This is a genomic window from Winogradskyella sp. J14-2, assembly GCF_001971725.1.
In the GTDB taxonomy this organism is placed as follows: domain Bacteria; phylum Bacteroidota; class Bacteroidia; order Flavobacteriales; family Flavobacteriaceae; genus Winogradskyella.
In genome coordinates, this window is the sequence record NZ_CP019388.1 from 2,476,775 (window position 1) to 2,503,375 (window position 26,601).

21 protein-coding genes are annotated in these 26,601 nt (G+C 35.3%); 8 read left to right on the forward strand and 13 right to left on the reverse strand.

What is annotated here, in order from left to right; genetic code table 11:
- Positions 1 to 122: 122 nt before the first annotated feature.
- Entirely contained in the window at positions 123 to 314 is a 192-nt protein-coding gene (locus BWZ20_RS11105; RefSeq protein ID WP_076620009.1) for a hypothetical protein, read from the forward strand.
- Between the two features lie 7 nt (positions 315 to 321).
- On the opposite strand, the gene lspA is transcribed toward BWZ20_RS11105, so the two are convergent.
- Genes lspA through BWZ20_RS11120 form a run of 3 tightly spaced genes read right to left on the reverse strand, consistent with a single transcriptional unit; the run spans position 322 to position 2,683 of the window.
- The gene (gene lspA, locus BWZ20_RS11110) at positions 322 to 810 is read right to left on the reverse strand and encodes a signal peptidase II (protein ID WP_076620010.1); all 489 of its coding nucleotides are present in this window, start codon (positions 808 to 810) and stop codon (positions 322 to 324) included.
- Between the two features lie 11 nt (positions 811 to 821).
- Positions 822 to 1,715 carry an ACP S-malonyltransferase gene (gene fabD / locus BWZ20_RS11115; protein ID WP_076620012.1) on the reverse strand — a complete coding sequence of 298 codons (894 nt, stop codon included), beginning with the start codon at positions 1,713 to 1,715 and terminating at the stop codon, positions 822 to 824.
- Between the two features lie 35 nt (positions 1,716 to 1,750).
- Positions 1,751 to 2,683, reverse strand: a complete 933-nt coding sequence (locus BWZ20_RS11120) for a dihydrofolate reductase (protein ID WP_076620014.1) — start codon at positions 2,681 to 2,683, stop codon at positions 1,751 to 1,753.
- 286 nt (positions 2,684 to 2,969) lie between these two features.
- Here BWZ20_RS11120 and BWZ20_RS11125 point away from each other — a divergent pair, with 286 nt between their 5' ends.
- A complete protein-coding gene (locus BWZ20_RS11125; RefSeq protein ID WP_076620016.1) occupies positions 2,970 to 3,266 on the forward strand; it encodes an isoamylase early set domain-containing protein in 297 nt (98 codons plus the stop codon).
- Positions 3,267 to 3,331: 65 nt separating this feature from the next.
- On the opposite strand, the gene BWZ20_RS11130 is transcribed toward BWZ20_RS11125, so the two are convergent.
- The 6 genes from BWZ20_RS11130 to BWZ20_RS11155 all read right to left on the reverse strand — a co-directional run bounded on the left by BWZ20_RS11130 (position 3,332) and on the right by BWZ20_RS11155 (position 9,551).
- Positions 3,332 to 4,171, reverse strand: coding sequence for an energy transducer TonB (locus BWZ20_RS11130; protein WP_076620018.1), 840 nt, complete (start codon positions 4,169 to 4,171; stop codon positions 3,332 to 3,334).
- An 8-nt stretch (positions 4,172 to 4,179) separates the two neighbouring features.
- Positions 4,180 to 5,004, reverse strand: coding sequence for a thymidylate synthase (locus BWZ20_RS11135; RefSeq protein WP_076620020.1), 825 nt, complete (start codon positions 5,002 to 5,004; stop codon positions 4,180 to 4,182).
- 209 nt (positions 5,005 to 5,213) lie between these two features.
- The gene (locus tag BWZ20_RS11140) at positions 5,214 to 6,977 is read right to left on the reverse strand and encodes a NupC/NupG family nucleoside CNT transporter (RefSeq protein WP_076620022.1); all 1,764 of its coding nucleotides are present in this window, start codon (positions 6,975 to 6,977) and stop codon (positions 5,214 to 5,216) included.
- A 15-nt stretch (positions 6,978 to 6,992) separates the two neighbouring features.
- A complete protein-coding gene (locus BWZ20_RS11145) occupies positions 6,993 to 7,607 on the reverse strand; it encodes a bifunctional nuclease family protein (RefSeq protein ID WP_076620023.1) in 615 nt (204 codons plus the stop codon).
- 150 nt (positions 7,608 to 7,757) lie between these two features.
- Complete coding sequence (locus tag BWZ20_RS11150; protein WP_076620025.1) at positions 7,758 to 8,720, reverse strand: electron transfer flavoprotein subunit alpha/FixB family protein; 963 nt, start codon at positions 8,718 to 8,720, stop codon at positions 7,758 to 7,760.
- 84 nt (positions 8,721 to 8,804) lie between these two features.
- Positions 8,805 to 9,551 (reverse strand): electron transfer flavoprotein subunit beta/FixA family protein, encoded by a 747-nt coding sequence (locus tag BWZ20_RS11155; protein WP_076620027.1) that lies wholly within the window; start codon positions 9,549 to 9,551, stop codon positions 8,805 to 8,807.
- Between the two features lie 211 nt (positions 9,552 to 9,762).
- Here BWZ20_RS11155 and BWZ20_RS11160 point away from each other — a divergent pair, with 211 nt between their 5' ends.
- From BWZ20_RS11160 to BWZ20_RS11185, 6 genes are all read left to right on the forward strand, one after another.
- A complete protein-coding gene (locus BWZ20_RS11160; protein ID WP_076620029.1) occupies positions 9,763 to 10,740 on the forward strand; it encodes a pyruvate dehydrogenase complex E1 component subunit beta in 978 nt (325 codons plus the stop codon).
- Positions 10,741 to 10,831: 91 nt separating this feature from the next.
- On the forward strand, positions 10,832 to 13,342 hold the full coding sequence (locus tag BWZ20_RS11165; protein ID WP_076620031.1) for a DUF5686 and carboxypeptidase-like regulatory domain-containing protein: 2,511 nt from the start codon (positions 10,832 to 10,834) through the stop codon (positions 13,340 to 13,342).
- Between the two features lie 69 nt (positions 13,343 to 13,411).
- Positions 13,412 to 13,939, forward strand: a complete 528-nt coding sequence (locus BWZ20_RS11170) for an inorganic diphosphatase (RefSeq protein ID WP_076620034.1) — start codon at positions 13,412 to 13,414, stop codon at positions 13,937 to 13,939.
- A 121-nt stretch (positions 13,940 to 14,060) separates the two neighbouring features.
- Complete coding sequence (locus BWZ20_RS11175; protein WP_076620036.1) at positions 14,061 to 16,460, forward strand: sodium-translocating pyrophosphatase; 2,400 nt, start codon at positions 14,061 to 14,063, stop codon at positions 16,458 to 16,460.
- A 129-nt stretch (positions 16,461 to 16,589) separates the two neighbouring features.
- Positions 16,590 to 21,788 (forward strand): choice-of-anchor I family protein, encoded by a 5,199-nt coding sequence (locus tag BWZ20_RS11180; RefSeq protein ID WP_076620038.1) that lies wholly within the window; start codon positions 16,590 to 16,592, stop codon positions 21,786 to 21,788.
- A gap of 71 nt (positions 21,789 to 21,859) precedes the next feature.
- Complete coding sequence (locus BWZ20_RS11185; protein ID WP_076620040.1) at positions 21,860 to 22,858, forward strand: App1 family protein; 999 nt, start codon at positions 21,860 to 21,862, stop codon at positions 22,856 to 22,858.
- Here BWZ20_RS11185 and BWZ20_RS11190 read toward each other — a convergent pair.
- From BWZ20_RS11190 to BWZ20_RS11205, 4 genes are all read right to left on the reverse strand, one after another.
- On the reverse strand, positions 22,855 to 23,469 hold the full coding sequence (locus BWZ20_RS11190; RefSeq protein WP_076620042.1) for a deoxynucleoside kinase: 615 nt from the start codon (positions 23,467 to 23,469) through the stop codon (positions 22,855 to 22,857). The two genes, BWZ20_RS11185 and BWZ20_RS11190, sit on opposite strands and share 4 nt — an antisense overlap.
- A 3-nt stretch (positions 23,470 to 23,472) precedes the next feature.
- Positions 23,473 to 24,189, reverse strand: coding sequence for a hypothetical protein (locus BWZ20_RS11195; protein WP_232217101.1), 717 nt, complete (start codon positions 24,187 to 24,189; stop codon positions 23,473 to 23,475).
- A gap of 202 nt (positions 24,190 to 24,391) precedes the next feature.
- A complete protein-coding gene (locus BWZ20_RS11200) occupies positions 24,392 to 25,075 on the reverse strand; it encodes a response regulator transcription factor (RefSeq protein WP_076620046.1) in 684 nt (227 codons plus the stop codon).
- Entirely contained in the window at positions 25,068 to 26,567 is a 1,500-nt protein-coding gene (locus tag BWZ20_RS11205) for a sensor histidine kinase (protein WP_076620048.1), read from the reverse strand. The genes BWZ20_RS11200 and BWZ20_RS11205 overlap by 8 nt, the downstream gene beginning before the upstream one ends.
- Positions 26,568 to 26,601: the final 34 nt, after the last annotated feature.

Below are 26,601 nucleotides of genomic sequence, written 5' to 3' on the forward strand. Positions count from 1 at the left end.
GTTTTTTAGTGTCTGATTTTCAATATGATAATCAGAAAAAGGCTTAACTAGGATTTAACATTTATTTCTTGGGATTGCTTCTAAGTCTTTGTTGTTTTGTATTTAATGATAATTGATTTACAATGAAATTGATAAGTATTAAGAGAGAAACAAAGCAAGAAGGGAGATTTTCAAAAAAGATGGGAGTGCTATCTACAAAAGTCACTTACATAAAAAAACAATTCTTAAGCATTCCTTACAAAACTCTTCATAAATACCGCGAAACTTATTACGGAGAGGTTAAAGACTGCGAAGATTGTCAGTTAGCACGTTAGTATAAATCTACACTGTTTTTTTTTCTTTTTTAAAAAGTCCACTGTATAATAGTATAATCATACCTGTGGTAACGGAGATGTCTGCTACATTAAAAATCCCTGTTTTAAAAATACCACCTAAGTCTATAAAAAAGAAATCTGTGACTTTACCAAATACAATGCGATCAAAAACATTGGCTATACCACCACCAACAATACAACAGAAGGCAATAAGGCTTAAGCGATCTAATTCCTTTGTTTTAATAATGTAGTATATAACATATCCTAAAACTATAGTTGGTAATATTAATAAAAAAATCACTCTCAAAGTAGGGTTCATATCACTACCCATACCAAGAAAAGCACCCTTGTTGTATACATTGGTAAGGATAAATTTATCACCAATTAATTCTATGACTTCCCTAAGTTCAATGTTTGCCCTTACATAGACCTTTGAGATTTGATCTATAGCAATATTAAAAACTATCAGAAGAACAATAAAAATGGTTCTATTCAAAACAGAAAATATTAAGCGTTAGTTTCAAAAGTAGCGGAAGATGTTATTGCTTCTCTGTTAATTTTCTTTACTAATCCTTGTAAAACTTTACCAGGACCAACTTCTGTAAAGTGTGTAGCACCATCTGCTATCATTTGTTGTACAGATTGTGTCCAACGTACAGGTGCAGTTAGCTGAGAAATTAGATTGGCTTTTATTTCATTCTCATCAGTAATAGCAGAAGCCGTTACATTTTGATAAATTGGGCAATTTGGTTTACTAAAAGTTGTGTTTTCTATAGCTGCAGCTAATTCTTCACGAGCAGGTTCCATCATGGGAGAATGGAATGCGCCACCAACAGGCAATACCAATGCACGTCTTGCACCTTCTTCTTTAAGAGCTTCACAAGCTTTGTTTACAGCTTCAACTTCACCAGAAATAACTAATTGACCAGGACAATTATAATTAGCAGCTACAACAACACCTTCTGTCATTGCACATATTTTCTCAACCACATCATCATCTAAACCTAAAACAGCGGCCATTGTACTTGGTTGTAATTCACATGCTTTTTGCATCGCTTGGGCACGTTGAGATACCAATTTTAAGCCATCCTCAAAAGTTAAAGCTCCAGCAGCTACTAATGCAGAAAACTCACCAAGTGAGTGACCTGCGACCATATCTGGTTTAAAGTTATCTCCTAAAGTTTTTGCTAAAATTACTGAGTGTAAAAATATGGCAGGTTGTGTAACTTTGGTTTGTTTTAGATCTTCAGCAGAACCTTCAAACATAATATCTGTAATAGAAAAACCGAGTATATGATTGGCTTTTTCAAAAAATTCTTGCGCTAAAGGTGAGTTTTCATAGAGGTCTAAGCCCATCCCTGAAAACTGAGCACCTTGACCTGGAAATACATATGCATTCATGTGACTAATTTTTAGTGCTGCAAAAATATGAATATTTATCTTCTCTCATAAGTAATAAAAGAAAATGCATAGTTATGGTCTTCATCAGCTTCATGAGTTTCTCTGTTAATCTCTTTCCAAATTTTTGAATCTACTTCTGGGAAATAAGTGTCTGCACCTTCAAACGTTGCGTGTACACGAGTTAGTTCTAGTTTATCAGCTATGTTTATGGATTGTTTATAGATTTCACCTCCACCAATAATAAAGGGTTGATTGTCTTTTCTTGCTGCGTCAAGAGCATCTTCAAGATTATTTACAATAATAACTCCTTCTGGTGCTTTGTAGTTGTTTTGCCTAGTAATAACAATGTGTGTACGGTTCGGCAACGGTTTTGGGAAACTTTCAAAAGTTTTGCGTCCCATAATAATATGGTGACCTGATGTGAGTTTTTTAAATCGTTTTAGATCATTACTAAGGTGCCAAATTAGGTCGTTGTCTTTTCCAATAGCATTATCTTCACCAGCAGCTACAATGATGGTTAACTCATTGGAGTTTTTTTTTTCTTCAGATTTAGTATCTGGATGCGTTTCATTATAGGCTTGTGATTGCGCAATTTTACGCTCTTCTTTTAAAAAGCCCTCTTTTAACTTATCAATGCGGTTTTGCTGTTGGCTTACTAGCTTATCTAATTGTTGTTTTTCCCAATCCTTGCCCATAAACTTATTGGTGATAAAAACATTAATAAAGTGATATACAAATAAGAACAACCAAATAAGTATGGCATATACAAACCAATTAATACCAGCTATAGTAAAATCGTTACCAATACCAAGAACGGTATTTGCCAGAATTAAGAAAACGGCACCAATAAGAAATACAACAAAATGAATGTATAAACGCTTCTTTTGTCTTATGCGTTTTTGTGCGTATTCAATGAGTTCTAATTGGTCTTTATCTATTGTTGAAACTTGTTTTTTCTTTCCAAACATAAGTCTAAAATTATCCGATAAAGATACTTCTTTTTCACTAAAACGATATCGCAATCACTATGGAATTTATTTATGCCGTGTTCGCAAACGATATCGTTGATTATCAGGTAATAAGCAGTGTTTTTTTTATTATTGATATTACAGATTTTGCCATAAATAATTATAGAGTTTATCAAAAAGTAAAGGCTATTTTATTAAATTGATAATTCTTTCATTTAAAGTGAGTTAAACCGTTCCCTCTGGTTTTTTCTTTTATATTTTTGAAGCATTATTTAAAACTATAATTATGGCAATTAAAAAGCAGTATTTAAAAAGTAAGCCAGTTTGTAAGGTAACATTTTCTGTTCCTGCAGAGGAGGCAAAAAGTGTAGCAGTTGTTGGAAGCTTTAACGAGTGGAATACTGAAGCTACAGAATTAAAGAAATTAAAGAACGGTACATTTAAGGGTACTGTAGATTTAGAGAGTGATAACTCTTATGAGTTTAGATACGTTGTTGACGGTAAATACGTTAATGATGAGCAAGCAGACGCATATGCATGGAATGACTATGCAGGTGCCGAAAATGGTGTGTTGAATTTGTAATATTCCTTTATAAATTAATGTATTAAAAAGGTGTTTCTTTCTACAAGAAACTCCTTTTTATGATATTAATCAGGTACAGCAAAAACTATTGGAATTGAAAAGGGTACCACTACAGGCTCACCTCTTTGATAACCTGGTTTTGTTAATTTTGGTATTTTCCCAATAACTCTTATGGCTTCTTTTTCTATACCAGGATGTGGACCTCTGGCTTGTATATCTTTTACTCGTCCTTTTTTATCGATTTTAAAGACGACATAGATGCGTTGAATACCAGGATCTAACCTATACTTTTTTGCTAGTTTAACTTTAAAGTTTTTTGATATAACGGCTCTTACTTTATCGCTCATACATTTTTTTAAATCCTCATTGCTCAAGCTTTCATCACATCCCTTATAAATCGGAACTTTCTCTATGATATCAAAAGGCACCTCGTCTGGTGTGTAACCTAAAATAGGAACAATAGTGTCTTTAGCTTTGTCTAGATAAAAACCAAATAAATTTCTTGCGCTTTGGGCTACACCATTGTTATATCTGTCTAATACAGGTTTAACAACAGGGATACTGTCTAATAAATACCTTAAACCTTCAACTCTGTTGCTTGCTGGGTTCGAAATCCTAGAATAATGTTTAACAACCTTCCCTTGTTCGTCATATAGTATATTGGCGCTAACGGTTACGGTGTCCTTTTTAGCTTCTAGGAAGATGGAATCCTTTAATAATTTTCTGTTAATGTGTTTCGCTAAAAACTCATGAAAAGAAATCTCATAGCAATGCTCTAAATCTTTAGAGTCTTCACAGCCCTTGTAAGCAACAAATGATCTTTTAAAAAGATTTGGTTGAGGCTTTTGAGCGCTACAAAAATTTATTGAGATAAACAGAAAAATAAATAGCTTAATATACTTCATGTTAATATTTATACAGCAACAACACCTTTAATATGTGGGTGTGGGTTATAATCGACAAGCGTGAAATCTTCAAATTTAAAATCGAAAATATCATTTACCTCTGGATTGAGAATCATTTTCGGTAGAGGTCTTATGTCTCTAGAGAGCTGTAATTCTAATTGTTCTAAATGGTTGTTGTATATGTGTGCATCTCCAAAAGTATGGATAAATTCACCTGGCTGGTAACCACAAGCTTGTGCCATCATCAGAGTAAATAATGCATAAGAAGCAATGTTGAAAGGAACACCTAAAAAGATATCTGCGCTGCGTTGATAGAGCTGACATGATAATTTACCATCCGCAACATAAAATTGAAAAAATGCATGGCAAGGAGGTAAAGCGGCTTTACCATTAGCTACATTCTCTGAGAAAGACTTAGAAGTGTCTGGTAATACAGAAGGGTTCCAAGCAGAAACCAACATTCTTCTACTGTTAGGATTGTTCTTAAGCGTTTCTATGACTTCCTTAATTTGATCTATTTCTTCACTCGCCCAATTACGCCATTGGTGACCATAAACAGGGCCTAAATCTCCATTTTCGTCTGCCCATTCGTTCCAGATTCTAACACCATTTTCGGTTAAGTAGTTAATGTTAGTATCTCCTTTAAGAAACCAAAGTAACTCGTATATAATAGACTTAAGGTGTAGTTTTTTGGTAGTTACCATAGGAAAGCCTTCGTTCAGGTCAAAACGCATTTGGTAGCCAAATACACTTTTGGTACCTGTGCCTGTTCTATCTCCTTTTTCGTTTCCGTTTTCTAATACGTGCTTTACTAAGTCGTGATATTGTTTCATGCATACTTCCTGCGAAAGCAGGAATCTCATTTAATTAAACTTTATTTTTAAGCGAAATGCAAATAGCATAATGCAAAAACGAAAATAAAAAAAAGCTTCAAAACCATTGATTTGAAGCCTTGTATAATATAAAAAGTTATTAACTGTAAATAATCGATATTCCAGCTTTCACTTCGACAAGCTCAATGTAACACGCAAGAATTGGTTTTTTACCCTATAATCATTCCTGCAATAGTCGCAGAAATTAGTGAAGCAATTGTACCACCAATCAATGCTTTCATCCCGAATTTAGATAATTGTTTTCTTTGTCCTGGCGCAAGTGAACCAATTCCTCCGATTTGTATACCTATTGATGCGAAATTGGCAAATCCACAAAGCATATAAGTGGCCATTATAATAGACTTTTCGTAATTAAGATGTGTGGTGTTGGCGACATTTTTTAAATCAGCTAACTGTATATAGCCAACAAATTCGCTTGCGGCAAGTTTGATGCCTAAAAGTTGCCCCATCATCATCATATCCTCCTTTGCTACGCCTATCAACCACATGAGAGGTGCGAAGATGGTTCCTAAAATAAATTCTAATGATAAGCCATCGTAAGCAGTATTGGCAGCAATAACTTCATTTAATGAAGTAAAATGCCAATTTATATTTAAAGATTCAATTCTAATACCATCAAAACTTGCAACACCACCTAAAACACCATTTATCATAGCAATAAAGGCAACAAATACTAATAACATAGCGCCAACATTTACTGCCAACCGCAATCCTTCTGTAGTTCCGTTGGCAATGGCATCTAATAAATTTGCACCGATCTTTTCTTCTGATACTGAAACATCAGTGTTGATTGATTCTGTTTGAGGAAATAGTATTTTTGAAATAACAATAGCGCCAGGTGCGGCCATAACTGAGGCTGCTAATAGGTGCTTAGCATAAAAACGCTGCAATTCAATATCGTCACCACCTAAAAAACCAATATATGCTGCAAGTACAGCACCTGCAACAGTTGCCATACCACCAATCATTACCAATAAGATTTCAGACTTATTCATTTTTTCTAGGTAGGCTTTAATTAAAAGCGGAGCTTCAGTTTGTCCCAAAAAAATATTACCAGCAACACTCAGGCTCTCGGCGCCAGAAATATTTAGTAATTTAGTTAATAACCACCCAAAGGCTCTAACAATTTTTTGAATAACGCCCAAATAAAATAATACCGATGTTAGTGCTGAAAAGAAAAGGATGGTCGGTAATACTTGGAAAGCAAAAATGAACCCAAAAGAATTAACATCCATCATTCCGCCAAAAATAAACTCACTTCCTGCCTGGGTAAACGTTAACAGTTTAATAAAACCATCACCAACCCACTCAAAAGCAGTTTTTACAAACTCAACTTTAAGAACTCCTATAGCTATAACTAGCTGAAATGCTAAACCAATACCCACAGTTTTCCAGTTTATAGCTTTGCGGTTACTACTAAAGAGAAAAGCTATCGTAATAAGGGTAAACATACCCAAAATCCCTCTCCATAAACTATTAAAAGAAAAACCCAGACTTGGCTTTATAGTGTTTGTGGCACTTTTGTCTATTAAGGTAGAAGTAACAGCGATACCTTTAGTTTCTACGGATGTAAAACTATATATTGTTGATTTTTCTGAAAAAACAAGTGTTGAGTCTGTAAACTCACGAACTTTATACTTTCTAATGGTATCTTTAGGTGTGTTATAATAAAAAACTAAAAGATTATTCTGAAATGTATAATGACCAGAAGCTTTAAGACTGTCTCTACTTAGTAATTTATAATCAAAATCTCCTTCTTTAAGTTTTAATATATCAGCATCAGAAACGACCAAGGATTTTCCTGTTTTTAAATTTTCAATCGCTGTAAATTGCCATGTTTTTTCTAGCTCTTGTGCTGTAATTGCGGAAAATCCAATAAAAATAGCAAAAAGAGCTTTAAAAAAATGATTCATAAAAGAGGGTGTTAGTTAACGCTTAGAAATTTCGTCTCTTATTTTTGCTGCTTTTTCGTAGTCTTCGTTATTTACAGCTTCCTCTAAAAGACTATTTAATTCTTCTAAGGATTTATCCTTATAACCTTCTTGTTCGGCAACTGCACTTTCAATTTCTTCAGCAATGAGATCATCTACAAGTATACTATCCTGTTCTTCATCCTCTTTCTTAGGACTAACTTTAAGGTAGATGCCTGCTTTGTCTAAGATATTTTTGTATGTGAATATTGGCGCCTGAAATCGTAAAGCTAAGGCAATAGCATCGCTTGTTCTGGCATCTATGATTTCTTCAATTTTGTCGCGCTCACAAATAAGGCTAGAGTAAAAGACACCATCAACTAACTTGTGAATAATCACTTGCTTTACCACAATATCAAATCTGTCGGCAAAATTTTTGAATAAATCATGAGTTAATGGTCTTGGTGGACGAATCTCTTTTTCTAGTGCTATAGCAATAGATTGCGCTTCAAAAGCACCAATTACGATTGGAAGCTTTCGGTCTCCATCAACTTCATTAAGGATTAAGGCATATGCGCCATTTTGCGTTTGGCTGTAGGAAATACCTTTTATATTTAAACGAACTAAACTCATGAATTTTAAAACACAAAGAACTGTTTAAATTTGGACTTTACCAACTGCAAAATGCAGAATTGGATATTTTTCTCGATACTTTCGATAAAACGTAAAGCTATTAAGAAAATCGAAATTTAAACAGTCCTTTAATATTACAAGGTACTAAAATTATGCGTTTTGTGCTTTAAAAGCTTTTAGTTTTTCGATTAAAGCTGGTACAACTTCAAAAGCATCACCAACAACACCATAATCAGCAGCTTTAAAGAATGGAGCTTCAGGATCTGTGTTTACAACAACTTTAACTTTAGAAGCATTAATACCTGCTAAATGCTGAATTGCACCAGAGATCCCAATTGCGATGTATAAATTTGAAGCCACGGGTTTACCTGTTTGTCCTACGTGTTCACCGTGAGGCCTCCAACCAAGATCAGATACAGGTTTAGAGCATGCTGTAGCAGCACCTAAGACATCCGCTAACTCTTCTATCATTCCCCAATTTTCTGGGCCTTTTAATCCTCTACCACCAGACACAACAACCTCTGCATCAGCAATACTTACTTTATCTGTTGCTTTATCAACAGATTCTACTTTAACACCAGAGTCTGGTATAGATGGTGAGAAATCCTCAACAGAAGCGCTTCCGCTAGCTTCAACGATTCCAAAAGAATTGTTAGATAAACCAACAATTTTAACGTCTGTGTTTATTTCTGTATTAGCAAAAGCTTTATTAGTAAAAGCTGTGCGTTTCACTGTAAAAGGTGAAGTGCTCGATGGAGCCTCAACCACATTAGAAACATAGCCTGCATCTAAACCAACAGCTAGCAAAGGCGCTAAATATTTACTATCTGCACTAGAACTTAAAACAACAACTTTTGCACTTTCGTTTTTGGCAGCTTGCTCTATTACAGCAGCGTGTTTTTTTGCGTTAAAGTTATTTAAGCTATCGTCTTTTACAGATAATACTTTAGAAGCTCCGTAAGCTCCTAAACTCTCGTTATCATCTGCATTAATGGCAACAGCAGTCACTGTTGTGCCCATTTGGTCTGCAACAGCTTTTGCGTATGATACGACTTCTAAAGCTGCTTTTTTAAATTTTCCGTTTTCTGACTCTGTATATACTAAAACTGACATAATGTTTTAAATTTTAAAATTTCAAACAGCAAATTCCAATTTTAAGTTTTTCGGAATTTAGAGTTTGAGATTTGGATTTTGTTGTTAAATGACTTTAGCTTCGTTATGAAGTAAATTAACTAACTCATCAATATTATCTGCATCTACTAATTTAACTGCTCCCTTAGGTGCTGGTTTTTCAAAACTTGCTGTCGAAGTTTCTGAAGTAGCATCTACTGGTTCAACTACATTTAATGGCTTTTTACGAGCCATCATAATACCTCTCATATTAGGTATGCGAAGATCACTTTCTTCTACAATACCTTTCTGTCCTGCAACAACTAGCGGAAATGATGTACTCACAGTTTCTTTACCACCATCAATTTCTCTTACTGCCTTGGCGTTTGTGCCATCAATTTCTAATCCTATACAATTAGTAACAAAGTTAGCATCTGTCATTGCAGCAAGCATACCAGGAACCATTCCGCCATTATAATCAATAGATTCTCTTCCTGCTATTACTAAATCATAACCACCATCTTTAACAACTTTTGCTAATTGTTTTGCAACAGCAAATCCGTCTGTGGCTTCGGTGTTAACCCTAATAGCTGTATCTGCACCTATAGCTAAGGCCTTTCTTAATGTAGGCTCTGTTTCGGTACCACCTACATTAACAACGTCCACGCTAGCACCTTGTTTTTCTTTAAACCACATTGCTCTGGTTAAACCAAACTCATCATTAGGATTAATTACAAACTGAACACCATTAGTATCAAACTTTGTATCTCCATCTGTAAAATTAATTTTGGAAGTTGTATCAGGTACATGGCTAATACATACTAAAATCTTCATACTTATATATTATTTAAGATTACATTAATTTTTATAAAATTCTACTCAAACGATTTCGTTAACTGTTAATAAAACACCAAAAAAATCGTGGATACGAAGGTAAAAATTTTATTTCGAATATTTGCTATGCACGCATAATAAATTTTAAAGAAATTTGACTTATTTAGTTTTTCATTTATTCCTATTTTTGTTCTTCGTTAAAAACAGAAGAATGAAGACAATTCAATTTAGAGAAGCTATAGCTGAGGCCATGAGCGAAGAAATGCGCAGAGATGAGAGCATTTACCTTATGGGTGAAGAAGTTGCAGAATATAATGGTGCCTACAAAGCATCAAAAGGCATGTTAGATGAGTTTGGACCTAAGCGTGTTATAGATACACCAATTGCAGAGCTTGGTTTTGCAGGTATAGCCATAGGTTCTACAATGACTGGCAATCGTCCAATTGTAGAGTATATGACGTTTAACTTCTCTTTAGTTGGTATTGATCAAATTATAAATAACGCAGCAAAAATTAGACAAATGTCTGGTGGGCAGTTTAAATGTCCGATTGTGTTTAGAGGGCCAACGGCATCTGCAGGTCAGCTAGCAGCAACACACTCACAAGCCTTTGAAAGTTGGTTTGCTAACACACCAGGTCTTAAAGTAGTAGTGCCTTCGAACCCTTATGATGCTAAGGGACTTTTAAAATCTGCTATTAGAGATGACGATCCTGTAATCTTTATGGAAAGTGAGCAGATGTATGGCGATAAAGGAGAAGTACCAGAAGGTGAATACACTATTCCATTAGGAGTTGCGGATATTAAAAGAGAAGGTACGGATGTAACTATAGTATCTTTTGGTAAAATAATAAAAGAAGCCTATAAAGCCGCTGATGAGCTTGAGAAAGAAGGAATTTCTTGCGAGATTATCGACTTGCGTACAGTGCGTCCTATGGATAGAAAAGCTATTGTTGACTCGGTAAAGAAAACAAATCGTCTTGTAGTGTTAGAAGAAGCTTGGCCTTTTGGTAATGTAGCTACAGAAATTACATACTTAGTACAATCTGAAGCATTTGATTATCTAGATGCACCAGTTGTAAAAATTAATACCGCAGATACACCTGCACCATATTCACCAGTGCTTTTAGAGGAGTGGTTGCCTAATAGTGACGATGTAATAAAAGCCGTGAAAAAAGTAATGTATAAATAAATAAATCGTAGTTTTCTACGTTTTATAAACTTCATTAGCAACCAAAAAAGACAATTTTAGAACGGTTGTTGGTGAAGTTTGTTTTTTAAATATGAAGTTAAAACTATTTTTAGCCCTCTTTTCTTTTGCCTTAACCTCTGTTTTTTCACAAACAAAAGTAAGTGGTTATGTTTACGATATTAACAACGAGCCAATCCCTTTTGCAAATGTTGTTTTTAAAGGCTCTACAGAGGGAACAATAACAAACGAAGAAGGTAGGTTTTACCTAGAGTCAGACGAAACATGGGAAGCTTTACTGGTGTCGTTTGTTGGTTATGAAGTTTTAGAATTTCCACTTCCAAAAAAGATAAATTACAACCTGAAATTTGTGCTTAAGGAAGAGGCTGAGTCTTTAAAAGAAGTTGTTATAGTTAGTGGTAAGCAATCTAAGAAAGCTTCAGAAAATCCAGCGATACGTATTTTAAAAAAGATTTGGGAGCGTAAAAGGCAAAACGGACTCAGTCAATTTAAGCAATACGAATATAACCAATACGAGAAGGTTGAATTTGACCTAAATACCATAGATAGTGCACTTATAAAAAGTAAACTTTTTAAAGGTATGGAGTTTGTTTTTGAAGAGGTAGATACCTCCTCTGTAACTGGTAAAACGTATCTGCCCATATTTTTAAATGAATCAGTAAAGAAAGTATATGGAGATAACGTAATTAATGAAAAGCGAGAAGACTTAGTAGGAAACAAAAACTCTGGATTTAGTAACAATCAGGTGATTATAGATTTTATCGACGACTTATACTCAGATTATAATATCTACGATAATTATTTAAAATTCTTTGATAAGAGTTTTGTAAGTCCGTTGAGTCGCACAGGGATTCAAACTTATAATTACGTACTTTCAGATAGTGCTTACATAGACAACAAATGGTGTTACAACATAATTTATTACCCAAGACGAAAAAATGAATTGACTTTTAAAGGAGATTTTTGGGTTAATGATTCTACTTATGCCATAAAGGAAATTAATCTTCAAGCATCTAAAAGTGCAAACATTAACTGGGTAAAGGAAATTTATATAGAACAAGAATTTGAAGTTTTAAATGATTCGGTTTTTCTAATAAAACGCGATTATTTTCTTTCAGACTTTGCCCTAAATAAGAAAGAAAAATCACGAGGAGTTTACGGTAAACGTACTACGTTGTACGACAACTATAAGTTTAACCAACCTAAGGATGAAAAATTCTATGATAAGGTCGTTTATAATTATGACGAAGATGTCTATAACAGAGAAGATGATTTCTGGGAAAAGAATAGACTAGAAGCCTTAAACAAAGACGAAAAAGGTGTTTACAAAATGTTAGACACTTTAAAGACAGTGAAGAAGTTTAAAAGGCTCTATAATCTCGGAAGTATACTTGCCTCAGGCTATATAGAATTTCCAAGTATTAATTTCGATTATGGTCCAATTTTTTCAACATTCGGGTTTAATGAGGTTGAAGGTTTACGTCTCAGAACTGGTGGAAGAACTTATTTTGGTCCAAACGATTTGTGGAGGCTAGAAGGTTTTTTGGCTTATGGTTTTAGAGACGATAAATTTAAATACGGAATTTCAGGTAAATGGCTTTTAGATAAACGGAGTCGTCTCACTATTTTTGGAGGTAACAGAAGAGATGTTGAACAGATAGGAGCAAGTCTCACGAGTTCTACCGACGTTTTAGGTAGAAGTTTAGCTTCTAGTGCTGTTTTTACGGCTGGAGCTAATGACAAATTAACTAATATTAATTTAACCAATTTAGGATTTTCAATTGAGCCCTCGCGGAATTTTGAAGTTCGTTTAGATGGAAGCTTTAGAACCTTGAGTTCAGCATCGCCAACATTTAGTTTAGATTATAATGATCCTGGATCCTCAACAGGGATTTCATCAGAAATCAAACAGTTTGAAAGTAGATTAGCATTATCCTATTTCCCTAAGCGTGAAATGACAGGTTTTGGAGTAGAGCGAAAGGAGAAAAATGATGATTTCGCCAGACTTTTTGCACAAATTACACGTGGAGATCGAGATTGGTTTGACAGTGATTTTGATTATACCAAAGTGCAATTCTCTTACATACAGCCATGGCAAGTTGGCGGATTTGGTCGTTTGGTAACGTCAATTGAAGCTGGTAAAACTTTCGGAGAAGTGCCTTTAGGGTTGCTAAGTGTTGTGCCAGGTAATCAGACATATTTTTCAATTTATAATACATTCTCTCAACTCGACTTTTATGAGTTTGTAACAGATACGTATACTTCTGTTCATTTAGAACACAATTTTAATGGTCGTTTATTTTCACGTATACCATTCTTAAAAAAGTATAACCTTAGAGCTATTGTTGGGCTTCGAGGTGTTTGGGGAGAATTGTCTGATGAAAATATTGCATTAAGCACAACAGGGAATCCTGTGGAATTTCCACTTGTGGCACCAAATACGCGTATGTATTATGAATATAGTGTGGGTGTAGCCAACATTTTCAAAATTTTAAGGATAGACTTCAATTTTAGAGGTAATTATTTAGATAATCCAGATGCCAGACGCTTTGGTATTACCGGTAGTTTTGGTTTTTATTTTTAAATACAATTTAGTCATGTTGTTTTGTTAAACATAAGTCTTAGGCTATATTTGCCATCTTTAGTTTTGCATATGGATAAAAATAACCAATTAACCTTCGATGTTTTAATAGAGATTCCAAAAGGAAGCCGTAATAAATATGAATACGATTTCGAATTGAAGAAAATCCGTTTCGATAGAATGCTCTTTTCTTCTATGATGTATCCAGGCGACTACGGTTTTGTCCCAAAAACACTAGCTCTAGATGGCGACCCTTTAGATGTTCTGGTTTTAGGCCACGAGCCAACGTTTCCAATGTGTGTAATGGAGGTGAAGCCTATAGGTGTATTTCATATGGCAGACGAAAAAGGACCAGATGAAAAAGTAGTTTGTGTTCCTGTATCAGATCCTATATGGAGTTTAAAGGAAGATATAAGGGATCTTAACCCACACCGATTGGATGAAATTACTCACTTTTTTCAAGTTTATAAAGACTTAGAAAAGAAAAAAGTTGACGTAGGAGGTTGGGGAAATGCTGAAGAAGCTCGAGATATTGTAAAAAAAAGCATAGAGCGCTATAATGATAGCCATCACCAATCTAGTGGAGATTTTACGATATAGTTAAATCTTAGCTTTAAATGTGCAAGCCCTTTTACATTGACGCTAAAAGGGTTTTTCTATTAACATTAATTTACTACTTTTGCCCAGTTTAAAAGCAAATAACTAATCTCAATAAATATTTATGGAATCAAATATGATTTTTGTACCAATGGCATTAGCAATCTTAGGATTGCTATTTATGTTTATAAAAATGTCATGGGTAAAAAAGCAAAATGCAGGAAATGAAAAAATGCAAAACATATCTAAAGCAATTAAAGAAGGCGCTCTTGCCTTTTTAGGTGCTGAGTATCGTTTGTTGCTGGTGTTTGTAATCATAGCATCAGCTGCGCTATTTGGAATATCTCAAGTTGTAGATACAACAAGCGTAATGATTATTCCTGCTTTTATTATAGGTGCTGTTTTTTCTGCACTGGCTGGTAACGTAGGTATGCGTATTGCTACAGAAGCAAATGCACGTACAGCAGAGGCAGCAAAAACAAGTTTGCCACATGCTTTAAAAGTATCTTTTGGTGGTGGTACAGTAATGGGACTTGGTGTAGCTGGCCTAGCAGTTTTAGGTTTAAGTTTATTATTCTTTATCTTCTTAGGTCAATTTATGACTGAAGGTGGAAATTTCTATAACGAAATGACAGTTGTTTTAGAAACCTTAGCTGGTTTCTCATTAGGAGCTGAATCTATTGCATTATTTGCTAGAGTTGGTGGAGGTATTTATACCAAAGCCGCAGATGTTGGTGCTGACTTAGTAGGTAAAGTAGAGGCTGGTATCCCAGAAGATGATCCTCGTAACCCAGCTACTATTGCAGATAACGTTGGTGATAATGTTGGTGATGTTGCTGGTATGGGAGCTGATTTATTTGGTTCTTACGTTGCTACAGTATTAGCAGCTATGGTACTTGGTAATTATGTAATCAAAGACATGTCTGCTACAACACAGTTTACAGATGCATTCAACAATATGGGACCAATCTTACTACCATTGGTAATAGCTGGTGTTGGTGTGTTGGCGTCTATCATAGGAACTTTCTTAGTAAGAATTTCTTCTAACGATGCTAAAGAAGCTCAAGTGCAAAAAGCACTAGATATGGGTAACTGGGTGTCTATAATAATAACACTTGTGGCAAGTTGGTTCCTAATCCGTTGGATGTTACCAGAAACTATGACCATGAATTTCTTTGGTGAAGGAGCTAAAGCTATTCCATCGCGTCATGTATTTTATGCAGCCATGATTGGTTTAGCGGTTGGAGCTTTAATCTCTATGGTTACGGCATACTACACGTCATTAGGTAAAAAACCAGTTTTAGATATCGTAAAAAACAGTTCTACTGGTGCTGCAACAAATATCATTGCAGGTTTAGCCGTAGGTATGAAATCTACATTTTTATCAGTAATATTATTTGCTGCTGCAATTTATGGGTCTTATGCATTAGCAGGTTTTTATGGTGTTGCTCTAGCAGCTTCAGCAATGATGGCAACAACGGCAATGCAATTAGCTATTGATGCTTTCGGGCCTATTGCAGATAATGCAGGAGGTGTAGCAGAGATGAGCGAATTAGAACCTCACGTTCGTGAGCGTACAGATATTTTAGACTCTGTTGGTAATACAACTGCTGCTGTAGGTAAAGGTTTTGCTATCGCTTCTGCAGCGTTAACAGCTTTAGCATTGTTTGCTGCTTATGTTACGTTTACAGGTATTGATGGTATTAATATTTTCAAGGCTGATGTGTTGGCAATGTTATTTGTTGGTGGGATGATTCCGGTAATTTTCTCCGCTTTAGCAATGCAATCTGTAGGTAAAGCTGCAATGGAAATGGTGCAAGAGGTACGTCGTCAGTTTAAAGAAATTCCTGGTATTATGGAAGGAACTGGTACACCAGAATATGCGAAGTGTGTAGATATTTCTACAAAAGCTGCATTAAAAGAAATGTTATTACCAGGTCTTATCACTATAATAACTCCAGTAATCATTGGTTTAGTTTTCGGTGCAGAACCATTAGGCGGTTATATGGCAGGTGTTTGTGTAAGTGGTGTAATGTGGGCAATCTTTCAAAACAATGCAGGTGGTGCTTGGGATAATGCTAAAAAATCTTTTGAAGCAGGTGTAGAAATAAATGGTCAGATGACATACAAAGGATCTGATGCTCATAAGGCTGCTGTAACTGGTGATACTGTTGGTGATCCTTTTAAGGACACTTCCGGACCTTCAATGAACATTTTAATTAAATTAACGTGTTTAGTAGGTTTAGTAATTGCTCCAATTTTAGGAGGTCATACTTCTGAAGAAGGTTTAGCTAATAATGAAGATGAAGTCTCAATAGAAATGACGGTTGCGTCTAAAGACATGGCTAAAGCTACAGTAAACTATTCTACGATTAAAAATGGTGAAAAGGTTTCTGAAGTTATCACTTTTGAAGGCTCAGAAGCCGAAGTAAAAAAAGAACTAGATGCTTTTGAAGCAACAGTTAAAAATGAAGCTGGTGACATAGAAAAAGTAATTGAAAACATTAACATAACCAAAGAGTAAACTTTAGTTAAAATTAATTTTAAAAAGCACCTATTCAGGTGCTTTTTGTTTTACAATATAGTAACCTCTATCTAACAAGCTGAGATTAATTGAATAGTAATTTTACTTAAATTAAATTAATCCAGCTTTATGAAAAAAAATACCCTCTCAAAAATCAAGGGTTTCACCCTTATTTTGTTGCTAGTTTCTAGTGCAGTTTCGGTTGCACAGAATTTCGAATTACAGCTATTACATTATTCAGATGTTGACGGTAATGAGGAAAGTGCCCTTGATGCCGTAGATGAGTTCTCGGCACTTATCAACTACTTTCAAAACGATCCGAACTATGGCAGTAATACACTAACTGTTACCTCTGGAGACCTCATTATACCAGGACCGCGTTTTTATGCTGCAGAAAACACAGCTGTTCGCTCACTATCTGGTAGCAATGAGCCTGGTCATTTAGACATTGCTTTTGCCAATGCTTTTGGTGTAGATGCATCTGCCTTCGGAAATCACGAATTCGATCAAGGCCCTGGCGAACTTTTTGATGCTGCGTTTAGTAGCGAGTCCTCCAATGGAGTAACCTTTCCAGGATCTACTTTTCCTTGGTTGGCATCCAATATTGATTTTTTTGCAGATGGAGATTTTTCTGGTGTTATAGGTACCGATGGTGAAAATATTTCCAATCTTAGTAGTCAAGTGGCCAAATATGCCCTAGCAACTGTAAATGGAGAGACTATCGGTATTGTAGGTGCAGTCGCGCCTAGCTTTCCAGATATTACCTCGCTTGGTAGTTTAACTATATCACCCATGACAGGCTCAAGTGTAGCACAATTAGCTGCGGAGATTCAAATTAGTGTGGATGCCCTTGAAGCTCTCGGAGTAAACAAAATTATTCTTTTAGCACATATGCAGTCCATAAGTATTGAAAAGCAATTAGCTACACTTTTAGATGGAGTAGATGTTATTGTGGCTGGTGGCTCTAACACACGTATGGGTGATAGCAACGATACTTTATTTAGTAATACTTTAGTTACAGACAACGCATTTAGCGAGCCTTATCCGTTTCAAACCAGTGATGCATCAGGTAATCCTGTTTTGGTTGTCAATGTTGACGGAGATTATAAATATTTAGGACGACTCGTTGTTGAATTTGATATTAATGGAGTAATAGATATCACCGCACTAGATAACACACTAAATGGTGCTTACCCAGCTAACGAGTCTTTCATAAATGCAATAGGTGCAACCCCAAATCCTACGGTTGTTGCACTGAGAGATGCGGTACAAGGCGTCATCAGTGCGCAGTACAACAATATTGTTGGATATTCTAGCGTATATCTCGATGGCAGACGATCTCAAGTAAGAACGCAAGAAACTAATTTAGGTAATCTTACTGCAGATGCTAATTTGTGGTATGCCAACCTACTTAATCCCTTAACAGATGCTCCGGTAGATGTTTCACTCAAAAATGGTGGTGGCTTAAGAACCGAAATCGGTTCTGCTCTGCTTCCTGCAGGTTCTAATGATCCTAATGATATTGTTTTTTCACCTCCAGCTAACAATGGCGTTTCCGAAGGCCACCTGAGAGCGACACTTCGTTTTGATAATGGACTTGTAAGACTAACTTTAACAGCAGATGAACTTGTTGATATAATTGAGCATGGTCTAGCTCAAGTGGCTCCAGGTGCTACGCCAGGACGTTTTCCGCAAGTTGGTGGTATGAGCTTAGTTTACAATCCTAACCAGCCCGCTGGTAACAGGCTAGTGAGTTTGATGGTTGATAGAGGAGATACTAACCCAATGAACGATGTTGTTGTCGTCGAAAACGGAATAAACGTTGCACCAACAGGAACAACTTTTAATATGGTGACCTTAAACTTTTTGGCTAATGGCGGCGACAGCTATCCATTTGCTGCGTTGAGTGCGCCAAACAGAATCAACTACTACAGCGGTACGGGTTTTGGTGAAACGGTAGATTTTCCAGATGCAGACTTAGCCAACGATCCAGGTTTCAACGGTACGTTTAGTTATACGGGTGGCGAGCAAGATGCTGTCGCAGAGTTTATGTCCACCTTTCACCCAGATAATACTTCTGCATACGACCTCGCGGAGACAAGTGCGGATCTTGATACTAGGATTGTCATTGCACAGCCAAATTTAGAGGTTACAGAAATTTTTTCAGGACAATCAGGAACCGATTTAACCGAAGACTGGTTTGAGATTCACAACACAGGCAGTGCGGCTTGGGTATCTGGTACTGATCCTGATTTATTCTATGACGATGAGTCTGCCGATGTAACAACAGCTGATTTAATACAAGGCATTACGGATATCCAACCAGGCGAACGCGTTATTGTTTTAATAACCGATAACGCTACTGGCCAGGTAGCTAACTTTTCAACCGTTTGGTCAGAAGTTGTCGATCTTACAGGTATTGAAATAGGTTTCACTGATGGTTCTGGCCTAGGTGGTGGTGGAGATGCTGTTACACTTTGGCTTGGTGATCCGTTAACAACATCACCTGTTGCTATCGCGTCTTACCCAGATACTTCTGCAAACGATGGGCAATCATATGACTTAGAGCTGGCTGCTTTTAGTATAGTAGGAAATGCGAGCAACGCAACTGTTACACAGGCTTTAGGCGGAAGCGCTAATGATGTTCCAAATATTGCTTCTCCAGGAAATGTACTACCTGCCGATCCTGTCTTTACAATCACTGAAATATTTCCAGGTCAAGAAGGTGATGACCTCACAGCAGACTGGTTCGAAATTAGAAATGATGGTGCAGTAGCATGGACATCAGGCGTCAATGATGATTTATTTTATGATGACGAGTCGGCAGATGCTACGACAGCAGACCTTATTCAAGGGATTTCTAGTATTCCTGCTGGTGGTTACGCTATTGTATTAGTTACAGACAATGCAGGAGCTGAAGTCAGTACGTTTATAAACATTTGGAGTGAAGTCTTGGATTTATCTGGTGTTGCTATTGGTTTTACTGATGGTGCTGGCCTTGGCGGAGGAGGTGATGCTGTAAATATTTGGTCTGGTGATCCCACGCTTTCGGTACCGTTGGCTACAGCGTCTTATCCAGATACTGCTGCCAATGACGGACAATCTTATGATGTAGAATTGGCTGCTTTTAGTACCATTGGTAATGCCAATAACGCTGTAGCAACTAATGCGCTTGGCGGTGATTTAATGGATACACCTAATATTGGCTCTCCAGGTAATGCTTTAGCTACTGGCACACCAGTAGAATTAGAGTTTTCTGAAGTGTTTGCCTCAGTGGCAGAAAATGCTGGTAACATCGTTATTACCGTTTCTATTTCTGAAGCACCTACAACTGATGTTACTGTTGAAGTAGCTCTTATGGCTGGTGGGACTGCTACAGAAGGTACAGACTTTAATTTATCTGCACCACAAACCCTAACATTTCCGATGGGAATTACAGACGACCAAACCGTTACCATTCCTATAATAGATAATACAGATGATGGTAGCGATCTGTATTTTGTGCTTGGTCTTCAGAACCCTACAGATGCCTCTTTAGGAAGTGAATCGCTATTTTCGGTCTATATTCTAGACGATGATACTGCGGTACCTTTAGAAGATACAACCGCTTTGGATGCTAATTACTTAGCTAGTTATACTGTAGATCCGAGTGGAACAGCTGAAATTACAGCTTATGATCCTGCTTCTCAGCGTCTATTTGTTACTAACGACTCTAGTATAGAAATCTTGGATTTTTCAGACCCAAGCAATATAACGGCAATTAATTCAATTAGTCTTCCACCAAATACAGATGGGGTTCAGAGTGTTGCAGTAAGTAGTGGTATATTGGCTGCTGCTGTGGCTGCCGATCCTGCTACTGATCCTGGATTTGTAATATTTTCAGATATTGATGGTAACAACTCGGTTACTGTGACTGTTGGAAGTTTGCCTGATATGATCACCTTTACACCAGATGGTACTAAATTGCTATCAGCAAACGAAGGTGAGCCAAATGATGATTATTCGATAGATCCAGAAGGCAGTATTTCTGTTATAGACGTTACTGGTGGTTTGGCAGGTATTAATCAAATTGCAGTGACAAATATAAATTTCAATGCTTTCGATTCGCAATTAGCAACATTATTGGCAGATGGTGTTAGAATATTTGGACCTGGCGCCACTGTATCTCAGGATTTGGAACCAGAATACATCACAGTTTCAGATGATAACATGATGGCTTATGTAGCGCTACAAGAAAATAACGCGATGGCAACTGTAGATTTAACTACAAATACGGTAGTTAGCTTATCTTCTTTTGGTTTGAAAGACCATAGTCTATCAAGAAACTCCTTAGATACCAGTGATGAAACCGATTTTATTTTTGATGCCTCTTGGCCAATCTTCGGAATGTATATGCCAGATGCGATAGATTATTTCAATGTTGGAGGTACAGGCTATATCATAACGGCTAATGAAGGTGACGCTAGGGAGTATGCTACCTTTGAAGAAGAACGCAAACTTGACGATAGTGATTATATTTTAGATCCTGCGGTGTTTAGTGATGCAGCTATTTTGGCTTTGGAAACTAATCTTGGTGATATTAATATTTCAAATGCATCAGGTAATACAGATGGCGATGCTGAGTTTGAGGAAATTCATGTTTATGGTGGCCGTTCTTTCAGTATATTCAATGCAGCTACTGGTGATATTGTATCTGATAGTGGCAATGATTTTGAAGTTATAACAGCAGCACACCCAACTTATGGTGCTATTTTTAATGCTAGTAATAGTAATAATGGCTTTAAAAACCGAAGTGATAACAAAGGTCCTGAGCCTGAAGGTGTAATTGTTGAGGAAATCGATGGGAGTTTTTACGCTTTTGTGTTGTTAGAGCGTATAGGTGGTGTTATGATTTACGATGTCACAGTACCATCTGTACCTGTTTTTCTTCAGTATTTAAATAACAGAGATGCTGTAGCTGGTGGATCAGAAAGTGGTGATTTAGGCCCTGAAGGCATTGTGTTTATAAACGAAAATGATAGCCCAACAGAAACTGCACTTCTTGTAGTATCTAATGAGGTAAGTGCTACCTTATCAATTTACTCTTTGGATAACGTAACCTTAGGTTTAGAAACATATAATTATAACAATAACTTTAGTATGTTTCCTAATCCTGCAAGTACAATCGTAAATCTAAGTAAAGAGGATGATTACAAGCTTTATGATCTTTCAGGTCGTCTAGTGAGACAGGTAAAAAACACAAATATTATAAGTGTTGAGGGTTTAGCACCAGGAATGTATATGATGAATAACTCTAAAGGTTTATCTAAAAAGATTTTGGTAAAATAGATTGATAATTTATAAGCTTAAGCCTCATCAATTGATGAGGCTTTTTTATTTTTACATATTAAGATTATTTGATGTTTAAAAAAGATCCGCTTCAGATTATTGCTTTTCAAGGCTATGGTACAGACACCCATTTTTATGCTCGTGGAAGAGCATTAGAAGATGAGTCTATAGATCTTGAAAATCAGAATACTTGGCACCTTATTGTAAATACTTGGAAACGTTTTGAAACAGACGAAATTAAAAATGTGGGCATAAATATAAAATTGCCGAATGGAGATATTTTAAAAGCACAAACAGATAGGGATGGTTATTATAAAGTTGAAGCCAATTTAGCAGAACTATCAAAACTCACCAATGACGAAGGTTGGTTGCCTTTTGAATTATCTTATGATGATGCCAGGATTAACCGAACCATACAGAACGACAACAGGTTTCCTGGTGAAATATTAATCCCTTCAACCAAAGCTCAATTTGGTGTAGCTAGCGATATAGATGATACTATTTTACATACTGGTGTAGTTAGTGCTTTAAAATGGAAAGTTATTTATAACTCAGTATTTAAACACGCAAAAAATCGAATTCCCTTAGAAGGTGCTGCAGATTTTTATCATAGATTACATAGAGGTGCATCTGGTAAAAACACCAATCCAATATTTTATGTTAGCCATAGTCCATGGAATTTATATCGCTATTTAGACTTGTTTTTGAGACAGCACAACTTTCCAAAAGGGCCAATCCTATTAAGGAATTTTAGCAATCTACTACGAAAGCAACCTCAGAATCAAAAACCACAAAAGCAAAGAGAAATTCTGAATTTATTAAATACTTATCCTAGTTTACCTTTTATTTTAATAGGTGATAGTGGTGAACACGATCCTGATATTTATATGGAAATAGCAGAAGAATTTCCTGAAAGAATTTTGGCGATATATCTGCGAAGTGTAAAGCATAAAAAGAGAATGCTTAGAGTAAAAGCACTTTTTGAGAATTATAAAACCACAAAAGTTTTATTGGTAGAAAGTAGTGCTCAAGCCATTGAGCATGCCAAAGCATATGGCTTTATAGCTTAAAATAAACCGTTAATTTCTGCGTCTATTTTATTGATAATGCCACCTAAATCTTCAGGATTGGCAACAAAATCTAGATTGTCTACATCTATAATTAACAAGTTACCCTTATCGTATTTGGTAATCCAAGCTTCGTAGCGTTCATTTAAACGGCTCAAATAATCAATACTAATAGTGTTTTCATAATCACGACCACGTTTATGGATTTGTGCCACCAGATTAGGAATAGAACTTCTTAAATAGATCAATAAGTCTGGTCCTTTCACAAAAGATTCCATCAATTCAAATAGAGAAGAATAATTTTCAAAATCGCGATTGGTCATTAGGCCCATAGCGTGCAAGTTTGGTGCAAAAATATGAGCATCTTCATAGATAGTTCTATCTTGGATAATGTCCTTACCGCTATTGTGAATTTGGTTAATTTGACGAAATCTACTGTTTAGAAAATATACCTGTAGATTGAAGCTCCAACGTTCCATTTGATTGTAAAAATCGTCTAAGTATGGATTGTCTACAACATCTTCTAGTTGAGCCTCCCACTTGTAATGTTTAGCTAACAATTTAGTCAACGTCGTCTTCCCTGCTCCTATATTTCCAGCAATAGCAAAATGCATAATTTATTGTAATTTTAGTTGGTATTGACGTAGAGTTTCGTCGTGGTAAATATACAAGGTTTCGTTGGTTACCAAAAACTGACTTATTAACAAATTTGGATGCTTAATTGGCTTTATTTCATCACTATTTTTAGACAGTAAAAAGAGCTTATTTTCTTTTTTTAAAACTAAATGTGCCTTACTAAATGCCATACTCTTATAGCCAATATTTGGATATTTGGCAATGAGGCTTCCAAAATAATTGTAGATATAAAGATATTTTTCGGTGAGCATGTAACAGTTGTTATAGTCACTCTTTAAATCCAAAACTTCAGATTGTACAGGAACCGTTTTTTGTTTGATTTTGTCGGCTTTGTAATCGTACAATTCTAATTGTTGTAGATCTTGATTAAAAATCCAAAGTGTATTATCGTAGCCTGTAGAAACAAAGCTAACATTCTTGTAATTTTGAAGTGTATTAAAATCTATTTTAAAAACTTCTGCCAACCGATTATCTAAAATAACAACAGTATTAAAGTCTTTATAAAAAAGATTGATTTTTAGTGGATTAAAAGAATTTGCTGTTGTGATTTCACCTAGTTGAAAATTAGCATACGTTATGGTAGTATCCTTTGTTTTTTTGTTAAAGGTGTTGTCGTTAGAAGCGTAATATAAAGTACTGAAAGTGTCTATTCCAAAAATAGATTTCGCCTTGATTTTGGTTGAATCTTTAATCTGCATTTGTACATTATCTTGAGCGCAGAGCGGAAGACTGAGTAGAAATAGAAAATAAATTAAATGCTTCATATAAAATAGAAAAATACAAAAATTGCTCCAATGATTGTATTATTCTGAACTACTTTCAGAATCTTTTTAAAATATAAGCTTAAGAATTAGTCGAGATGCTGAAATCTATATAACAAAACTAAAAAGAGAAAAGACTTTAATCCGTAAGTTTATAACCAAATCCGCGAACATTTATAATTTGCAAGTTTTCGTCTTTTTTGAGTTTTTTTCGGAGCTTGGTGATGAAAACATCCATACTTCTGGCTGAGAAAAAATCATCTGTTCCCCAAAGCTTATTTAAAATAAGTGAACGGTCTAAAACTTTGTTTTTGTTTTTTATAAGATGAAACAATAAATGCGCTTCTCTGTGTGTAAGTTGTATAGCTTCATCGTTTTCAAAATAAAGTTGTTGTTTTGGGAAATCAAAGTTGTACTTACCAATGATTAAATTTTCGGAAGTTTTTTGGACTTTAGTGCGATTAAGAAGATTATGAATTCTTACTATGAGCTCTTCCATGCTAAAAGGTTTCTTTAGATAGTCATTTCCTCCAATAGAAAATCCTTCTACAACATCTGCTGTTTGCGATTTTGCAGTTAGGAAAATAATAGGAATGGCATCGTCAATGGCTCTGATGTCTTTAGCTAAAGTAAAACCGTCCTTTTTTGGCATCATAACATCGAGAATTAAAATTTCTGGATGCTCAGACTGGTATTTTTCAAAGGCTTTTTCACCATTATCGCAAAGCAGCACTTCAAAATCTCTGGTTTCTAGACTTTCCTTTATAATTTGCCCTAACGCGGCTTCATCTTCAGCAAGAAGTAGTTTTATTTTTTCAGCCATTTGGTACAGTAATTTTAAAGGTTGTTAAATCTTTACCTAAGTTTGTATCAATACTTCCACCATGTTTTTCAATGATAGATTTGGTGTAGTATAACCCAATGCCAAACCCCTTAACATCGTGCGTATTACCTTTAGGTACACGATAGAATTTTTCAAAAATACGTTCTTTATTAGCTTTAGATAAGGTGTTGCCATTATCTGAGATTAAAATTTCGAAACTTTTTTCCTTCGGAATTAAATCCACAGAAATAATATTACCTCCATATTTAACAGCATTATCTAGAATATTATTTAGAGCATTTTCAAAATGAAACACATCAATAGTTGCTTCTAGGTGTTCAACCTTAAGACTTGTGTTAAATTCTTTATCAGGAAACTGAATTTTATAACGTCTGGTTAAGTCGTTGAGAAGCGTTACAATATCTATCGATTCTTTGTTGAGTTCTAATTTGTCACTGTCTAATGTGGCAGTTTCTAATAATTTTTCAACCATAAGATTCAGCTTTTCTAGTTGCTGAGAAGACATGTTTACATAGTTTTTAGTTTTTTCTTTGTCTTCAATAGCATTAAAGTTGCTAATACTCTCCAAGGCTACACCTATAGTAGCAATAGGTGTTTTAAACTCGTGAGTAATATTGCTTATTAGGTCGTTCTTTACTTCAGCTAATTGTTTTTGGTGTTTTATAATTTTTAGAAGATAAAAAAGACTACTTATTACAACAGCAATTAATAATGCCGAAATAAGAATACCTACCAAACTTCTTTTTAAGACTAGTTTAGTTTCATTAGTAAAACTAATATCTAGTTGACTTCCTTTTGGTAAAAAAGTAGATTTTGATGAGGTGTGTAATTTGTTTTTTGAGTAGTGTAATGAGTCTTTGTTTTTCTCTTTTTTAAAATGTAAATCATAATCTATGTATAGCTTTTTTCTCAGAAATTCTCGGTTTACCAAGCTGTCTAACTCAAGAAGATCCAAGCTATCATTGTTTATAGATATAACGATTTTTTTGGTCAGAATTTCAAATTCTGAAATATCTTTAATGTTTTTATCCTTCTTAATACTGTCTAACTTCTTTTTAAAAACTTCTGCTTTAGATGGTTTTATCTGCTCATCTATAACTTTAGACATAGAGTCTGCCTTGGTGCCTGTTAGTACAGTTACGCCCTCAATCTCATTAATATCAATCTGGTCTAGTTGTTTAAATCCAAAAGAGTCTTTATCGATATTTTTTAAAAATGTTTCAATATCTCCTCCCTCTTTTAAAGGGTTTTTTTGTTTTTCGCCCTCTAGGAAAATTCCAACTGTAGAGCGTTCTGCAATAGCAGCATAATAATCGTCCACAGCCTTGTCTAAACTTATCTGAACTTCATTAATAAGTTGTTGTTTATTAGATTGGTAGTTTTTGTAATTCCAAAAAATCTGTATCCCAATTGTAACTGTTATTACCGCCACAATGGTGTACAAAATCAATTTATATCTTTTATCGTTCATATTTCAAAAGTAAATGTAAAAAACGAGTTAGTAT

Excerpts from the sequence above, each read along its gene's own strand:
- fabD (WP_076620012.1), bottom strand. The coding sequence starts at position 1,715 with ATGAATGCATATGTATTTCCAGGTCAAGGTGCTCAGTTTTCAGGGATG.
- BWZ20_RS11150 (WP_076620025.1), bottom strand. The coding sequence starts at position 8,720 with ATGTCAGTTTTAGTATATACAGAGTCAGAAAACGGAAAATTTAAAAAA.
- BWZ20_RS11145 (WP_076620023.1), bottom strand. The coding sequence starts at position 7,607 with ATGAGTTTAGTTCGTTTAAATATAAAAGGTATTTCCTACAGCCAAACG.
- BWZ20_RS11185 (WP_076620040.1), top strand. The coding sequence starts at position 21,860 with ATGTTTAAAAAAGATCCGCTTCAGATTATTGCTTTTCAAGGCTATGGT.
- BWZ20_RS11175 (WP_076620036.1), top strand. The coding sequence starts at position 14,061 with ATGGAATCAAATATGATTTTTGTACCAATGGCATTAGCAATCTTAGGA.
- BWZ20_RS11125 (WP_076620016.1), top strand. The coding sequence starts at position 2,970 with ATGGCAATTAAAAAGCAGTATTTAAAAAGTAAGCCAGTTTGTAAGGTA.
- BWZ20_RS11105 (WP_076620009.1), top strand. The coding sequence starts at position 123 with ATGAAATTGATAAGTATTAAGAGAGAAACAAAGCAAGAAGGGAGATTT.
- BWZ20_RS11140 (WP_076620022.1), bottom strand. The coding sequence starts at position 6,977 with ATGAATCATTTTTTTAAAGCTCTTTTTGCTATTTTTATTGGATTTTCC.
- BWZ20_RS11135 (WP_076620020.1), bottom strand. The coding sequence starts at position 5,004 with ATGAAACAATATCACGACTTAGTAAAGCACGTATTAGAAAACGGAAAC.
- BWZ20_RS11180 (WP_076620038.1), top strand. The coding sequence starts at position 16,590 with ATGAAAAAAAATACCCTCTCAAAAATCAAGGGTTTCACCCTTATTTTG.
- BWZ20_RS11160 (WP_076620029.1), top strand. The coding sequence starts at position 9,763 with ATGAAGACAATTCAATTTAGAGAAGCTATAGCTGAGGCCATGAGCGAA.
- BWZ20_RS11190 (WP_076620042.1), bottom strand. The coding sequence starts at position 23,469 with ATGCATTTTGCTATTGCTGGAAATATAGGAGCAGGGAAGACGACGTTG.
- BWZ20_RS11200 (WP_076620046.1), bottom strand. The coding sequence starts at position 25,075 with ATGGCTGAAAAAATAAAACTACTTCTTGCTGAAGATGAAGCCGCGTTA.
- BWZ20_RS11120 (WP_076620014.1), bottom strand. The coding sequence starts at position 2,683 with ATGTTTGGAAAGAAAAAACAAGTTTCAACAATAGATAAAGACCAATTA.
- BWZ20_RS11205 (WP_076620048.1), bottom strand. The coding sequence starts at position 26,567 with ATGAACGATAAAAGATATAAATTGATTTTGTACACCATTGTGGCGGTA.
- BWZ20_RS11195 (WP_232217101.1), bottom strand. The coding sequence starts at position 24,189 with ATGCAGATTAAAGATTCAACCAAAATCAAGGCGAAATCTATTTTTGGA.
- BWZ20_RS11165 (WP_076620031.1), top strand. The coding sequence starts at position 10,832 with ATGAAGTTAAAACTATTTTTAGCCCTCTTTTCTTTTGCCTTAACCTCT.
- BWZ20_RS11130 (WP_076620018.1), bottom strand. The coding sequence starts at position 4,171 with ATGAAGTATATTAAGCTATTTATTTTTCTGTTTATCTCAATAAATTTT.
- BWZ20_RS11155 (WP_076620027.1), bottom strand. The coding sequence starts at position 9,551 with ATGAAGATTTTAGTATGTATTAGCCATGTACCTGATACAACTTCCAAA.
- BWZ20_RS11170 (WP_076620034.1), top strand. The coding sequence starts at position 13,412 with ATGGATAAAAATAACCAATTAACCTTCGATGTTTTAATAGAGATTCCA.